The sequence below is a fragment of the Nocardia sp. NPDC060220 genome (assembly GCF_042727815.1).
Taxonomy (GTDB): Bacteria; Actinomycetota; Actinomycetes; order Mycobacteriales; family Mycobacteriaceae; genus Nocardia.
In genome coordinates, this window is sequence record NZ_JBHWZY010000457.1 from 1 (window position 1) to 5,512 (window position 5,512).

The window sequence follows — 5,512 nt, forward strand, 5'->3', positions numbered from 1 at the left end:
GTTCACCCGGATCCCGCGCGGGCCGAGCTCGTTGGCCAAGGTGCGGGCGAGCCCGACCACGGCGTGCTTGCTCGCCGAGTAGTGCGCGGCGGCGGCCGCGCCGACGATGCCGTTGGTGGAGCTCACGATCACCACCGAGCCGCCGTCGGACAGGGCGGGGACGGCCGCGCGCACGGTGTGCCACATACCCGTGAGGTTGATGTCGATGGTGCGCTGCCAGGCCTGATCCGACAGCTCCCAGGACAGGCCGAGGTCGGTGTAGATGCCGGCGTTGGCCACGATCACGTCCAGGCGGCCCAGCGCGGCGACGCCGTCGGCGACCGCCACGTCCAGGGCTGCCTGATCGCGCACGTCGGCGACGCCGGTGACGCACTGGCGACCCGTTGCCTCGACTTCGCGTGCCGTCTCGGCCAGCTCGGGCGCGGCGGCCTCGATGTCGAGTGCGATGATGTCGGCGCCTTCCTCGGCCAGCCGACGGCAATGGGCGCGGCCCATTCCCCCGGCCGCGCCGGTCACCAGCGCGACGGTGTGCTGCATGCGGTTCATCGGGTGCCCCCGGAGAATCTGGTGTCCACGAGCCCGACGCTAGGGTCGCCGTCCACCGCATCTGCCCTGGTCTTCCCGGTCAGCGGGCAGTGCACCGCGATCTCCCGGCCACCGGGAGCCACGGGCTCCGCAACGCCGGCGAGCCTGCGACGGTGCTCCGCAAGACCGGTTCCGAGATCGAGGAGAACACCAGTGACGAGGGCGACTGTCGACGTTCCGCGGAGCTCGCGGGTGGTGACGCTGCGCGTATCCGCGGTGATCGAAGAGACCGCGGACGCGCGGACGCTGGTGTTCGAGGTACCCGAAGCGGTCGCCGACCGCTTCGCCTTCCGGCCGGGCCAGTTCCTCACGCTGCGGATCCCGAGCGAGCGGCCCGAACCGGTGGCGCGCTGCTATTCGCTGGCGAGTTCGCCGTTCACGGGCGATCCGCCGCAGGTCACGGTCAAGCGCACACCCGGCGGCTACGGCTCGAACTGGTTGTGCGACAACATCACTGTCGGCGACACCCTCGATGTGCTGCCGCCGCAGGGCGCCTTCACCCCGGCCTCGCTCGACACCGATCTGCTGTTGTGGGCGGCGGGCAGCGGCATCACACCGGTGATGTCGATCCTGCGTTCGGCCCTGGCCTGCGGCACCGGCCGGGTGGTGCTGTTCTACGCCAATCGCGAGCAGGCATCGGTGATCTTCGCCGACGCCCTGCGCGATCTCGTCGCCCGGTACCCGGGCCGGATCACTGTGGCGCACTGGCTCGAATCGCTGCAGGGCCTGCCCACCGCGGCCCAGCTGGCCGACTTCGCCGCGCCGTATTCGTCCTTCGCGGCGTTCGTGTGCGGGCCCGGCCCGTTCATGTCGGCGGTGACCGAGGCACTCTCGGGCGCCGGATGGCCGCGCGAACGCGTCACCACCGAGGTGTTCGTCTCGCTGTCCGGTGATCCGTTCGCCGAACCCGAGCCGCTCGACCCCGTCGACGACGCGGATGCCGCGCGCGTGGAGGTAGAGCTCGACGGGACCGTGCACGCGTTGAGCTGGCCGCGCTCGCGCACCCTCGTCGACGTCATGCTCGCCGGCGGGCTCGATGTCCCGTACTCCTGCCGCGAGGGCGAGTGCGGAACGTGCGCGTGCACCGTCGTCGACGGTGAGGTCACCACGACCAACTCGGCCGTCCTCGATCAGGACGACATCGACGCCGGGTACACCCTGGCCTGCCAGGCCCGCCCGCGCACCGACCGGGTTCGTATCCGCTTCTGAGCGAGAGGTGTTCTGTGGCAACCGATACCGCGCGGCCCGATGTCGGCTTCGGCTCGGACCGTGGGCCGGTGCTGGCCTCGCTGATGCTCGCCACCGGACTCGTCGCGCTCGATTCGACGATCCTGGCGACCGCGGTGCTGTCGATCACCGACAGTCTGGGCGATTTCACGCTGTTTCCGTGGCTGTTCACGAGCTATCTGCTCGCCCAGGCCGTCACTGTGCCGATCTACGGCGCGCTCGCCGACACGTTCGGGCGCAAACCGGTGATGTTGTTCGGGATCGCGGTGTTCGCGCTGGGCTCGCTGCTGTGCGGGCTGGCGAGCAGCATGCTCGCCCTGATCGGGTTCCGCGCCGTCCAGGGCATCGGCGCCGGCGCCATCCAGCCCACCACCATGGTCATCGCGGGTGATCTGTACACGTTGGCCGAACGTGCCACGGTCCAGGGCTATCTGGCCGGGGTGTGGGCGGTGGCCTCGGTGACGGGCCCGCTGCTCGGCGGTATCTGCGCCGACTACCTCGGGTGGCGGTGGATCTTCCTGGTCAACCTGCCGCTGGCCGTGCTCGCCGCCTGGATGCTGATCCGCAACTTCCACGAGTCCGTACCGCGGCGCAGGCGCAGCGTCGACTACGCCGGGGCGGTCCTGTTGACGCTCGGTGCGGGGGCACTGGTGCTCGGACTGCTCGAGGGCGGTCACGCGTGGGCGTGGGGATCGCCGGTCGGTATCGCGGTCTTCGGGTGCGCCGGACTGTCGCTCACGCTGTTCGTCGCCGTCGAAGCGCGGGCCACGCAACCGATTCTGCCGCTGTGGGTGTTCACCCGGCGGGTGGTGATCGCGAGCAGTGTCGCGGCCATGCTGGGCGGGGCGCTGCTGTTCGGGTTCACGACGTATGTGCCGATGTTCAATCAGGGCGTGCTCGGGTCGAGCGCCCTGGTCGCGGGGCTCGTCACCGGAGCGCTCACCCTGGGCTGGCCGTTGGCCGCGGCCAGAGCGGGAAAGGTATACCTGCGCTTCGGGTTTCGCACGTGCGCGGTGCTGGGCAGTACCGTCGCGGCACTCGGCGCGGCGACCACCCTGCTGCTCGACGAGGACTCGGCCCTGTGGCAGGTCGCCGCGTCGTGTTTCGTCGTCGGCGCGGGCATGGGCTTGGTGGCCACACCCACGCTCATCGCGGCGCAGACGAGCGCGCGGTGGGCCGAACGCGGGGTCGTCACCTCCGCCACCATGTTCGCGCGGTCGCTGGGCAGCGCGGTGGGAGTCGCGGTCTTCGGCGCCATCGTCAACGCGCGCCTGGCCGGCGACAGTGCACCGACACCGCAATCGCTGTCCGCCGCAATACATCTCGTGTTCGTGTCCATCGCGGTCATGACCGTTGTCCTGGTCGTCGCGTGCGCGGCGATCCCGCGCCGGGCCGGAGAATTTCCTGTCCATCCAGCGGGAGAGCCCGGCCCGGCGAGCCGCCTCGACCACGAGCATGGGGTGGCATCACCAGACGAGAAGAGGGAGCCAGGATGCTGACAACCGGCATGCGCACCGAGCTCGCCGCCGAACTGGCGCGGGCGGAGCTGGATCGGGTGGCCGTGTCCCCCATCGTCGACCGGTATCCGGGCATCGATGTGGTGGACGCGTACGAGGTCCAGCTGCTCAATATCCGGCGCAGGCTCGACGACGGCGGAAAGGTCGTCGGGCACAAGGTGGGGCTGTCGTCGAAGGCGATGCAGCAGATGATGGGCGTCGACGAGCCCGACTACGGTCACCTGCTCGCCGACATGGAGGTCTACGAGGACGTCCCCGTCGATACCACCAAGTTCCTGCTGCCGCGCGTGGAGGTCGAGGTCGGGTTCGTCCTCGGCGCCGACCTGCCCGGCGAGGACTGCACCGAAGCCGACGTCTTGGCCGCGACCGTCGCCTACGCGCCATCGATCGAGCTGATCGACTCACGGATCACCGACTGGCAGATCAGGCTCGCCGACACCATCTCCGACAACGCTTCCTCGGCCGGGTTCGTCCTGGGCCGCGAACGCGTCGCCCCGGACGATATCGATATCACCGCGATCGATACCGTGCTCACCCGCAACGGTGAGATCGTCGCCGAAGGCCGCAGCGACGCGGTCCTCGGCGATCCGTCGATCGCGGTCGCCTGGCTGGCCCGCAAGGTCGCGACCTTCGGGGTCCGGCTGAAAGCGGGCGACATCGTGCTCCCCGGTTCCTGTACCCGCGCCATCGACGCCCGACCCGGCGACGATTTCCGCGCCGACTTCACCGGACTCGGCTCCGTCCGCTTGTCGTTCACCTGAGCCGATCCCACCCGCGGCCCGTCCGGGCCGCCATTCCTCGAGGAGGCCAACCGTGTCCCACGGTTCCGTCACCGCCGCGATCGTCGGATCCGGCAACATCAGCACCGATCTGCTCTACAAACTGCTGCGCTCGGAGTCCATCGAGCCGCGCTGGATGATCGGCATCGACCCCGAGAGCGAAGGGCTCGAACGCGCGCGCGGACTCGGCCTGGAAACCTCCGCCGAAGGTGTGGACTGGCTGCTCGCCCAGGACGAGAAGCCCGACATAGTGTTCGAGGCGACTTCGGCCTACGTCCACCGCGCGGCCGCACCCCGCTATGCCGAACTCGGCATCCGCGCCGTCGACCTCACCCCCGCCGCGGTGGGTCCGGCCGTGGTACCGCCGGTGAACCTGGCCTCGCTGCTGGAAGCGCCGAACGTCAACATGATCACCTGCGGCGGGCAGGCCACCATCCCGATCGTCGCCGCGGTTTCGCGCGTCGTGCCTGTCCCCTATGCCGAGATCGTTGCGTCGGTCTCGTCCAATTCGGCAGGTCCTGGCACCCGCGCCAACATCGACGAGTTCACCAAGACCACCAGCCGTGGCGTGGAAACCATCGGCGGCGCCCAGCGCGGCAAGGCGATCATCATCCTGAACCCCGCCGAACCACCGATGATCATGCGCGACACCATCTTCTGCGCCATCCCCGACGACGCCGACCACGACGCGATCACCGCCTCCATCCACCAGATGGTCGCCGACATCCAGCAATACGTGCCCGGCTACCGCCTGCTCAACGAACCCCAGTTCGACGAACCCTCCGTCGTTTCGGGCGGACTGGCGAAGGTTTCGGTGTTCGTCGAGGTCGAAGGGGCGGGCGATTTCCTGCCCCCGTACGCGGGCAACCTCGACATCATGACCGCCGCGGCAACCCGTGTCGGTGAGGTCATGGCCGATCAGATCCTGTCGACGCGGGTGTGATCATGACCGATTCGTCAGCCCTGGACACCATCACCCCCGAGGCCCTGCGTCCGCCGCAGCCGAGCCGGGCGTAAGGAGACTCGACCATGCCATTCTCTGCTGAACTCGACATCCGGATCACCGACACCTCCCTGCGTGACGGCTCCCACCACAAACGCCACCAATTCACCACCACCGAAGTCCGCGACATCGTCACCGCCCTCGACAACGCCGGCGTCCCCGTCATCGAAGTCACCCACGGCGACGGTTTGGGTGGTTCCTCGTTCAACTACGGATTCTCCAAAACCGCCGAACAAGAACTCATCACCATCGCCGCCCGAACAGCCGAGAACGCCAAGATCGCGTTCCTCATGCTCCCCGGCGTCGGCGTCAAAGAAGACATCAAGATCTCCCAGGACAACGGCGCCTCCATCTGCCGCATCGCCACCCACTGCACCGAAGCCGACGTCTCCGTCCAGCAC

5 protein-coding genes and 1 pseudogene are annotated in these 5,512 nt (G+C 69.0%); 5 read left to right on the plus strand and 1 reads right to left on the minus strand.

Features of this window, described 5'->3' with window-relative positions:
- Window positions 1–546, minus strand: a 546-nt coding sequence (locus ACFWF3_RS22330; protein WP_379315138.1) for an SDR family NAD(P)-dependent oxidoreductase, incomplete at its 3' end; no start/stop codon positions are given.
- 192 nt (window positions 547–738) lie between these two features.
- Between ACFWF3_RS22330 and ACFWF3_RS22335 the strand changes: the two genes are divergently transcribed.
- The 5 genes and pseudogenes from ACFWF3_RS22335 to ACFWF3_RS22355 form a co-directional block, all read left to right on the plus strand.
- Complete coding sequence (locus ACFWF3_RS22335; RefSeq protein WP_379315139.1) at window positions 739–1,794, plus strand: 2Fe-2S iron-sulfur cluster-binding protein; 1,056 nt, start codon at window positions 739–741, stop codon at window positions 1,792–1,794.
- Between the two features lie 14 nt (window positions 1,795–1,808).
- Window positions 1,809–3,311, plus strand: coding sequence for an MDR family MFS transporter (locus ACFWF3_RS22340; protein ID WP_379315140.1), 1,503 nt, complete (start codon window positions 1,809–1,811; stop codon window positions 3,309–3,311).
- Entirely contained in the window at window positions 3,305–4,090 is a 786-nt protein-coding gene (locus tag ACFWF3_RS22345; RefSeq protein WP_379315141.1) for a 2-keto-4-pentenoate hydratase, read from the plus strand. Before ACFWF3_RS22340 ends, ACFWF3_RS22345 begins: the two co-directional genes overlap by 7 nt.
- A 52-nt stretch (window positions 4,091–4,142) precedes the next feature.
- Window positions 4,143–5,051 (plus strand): acetaldehyde dehydrogenase (acetylating), encoded by a 909-nt coding sequence (locus ACFWF3_RS22350; RefSeq protein ID WP_378987728.1) that lies wholly within the window; start codon window positions 4,143–4,145, stop codon window positions 5,049–5,051.
- Window positions 5,052–5,137: 86 nt separating this feature from the next.
- Window positions 5,138–5,512, plus strand: a pseudogene (locus ACFWF3_RS22355) (4-hydroxy-2-oxovalerate aldolase); the annotation flags it as partial.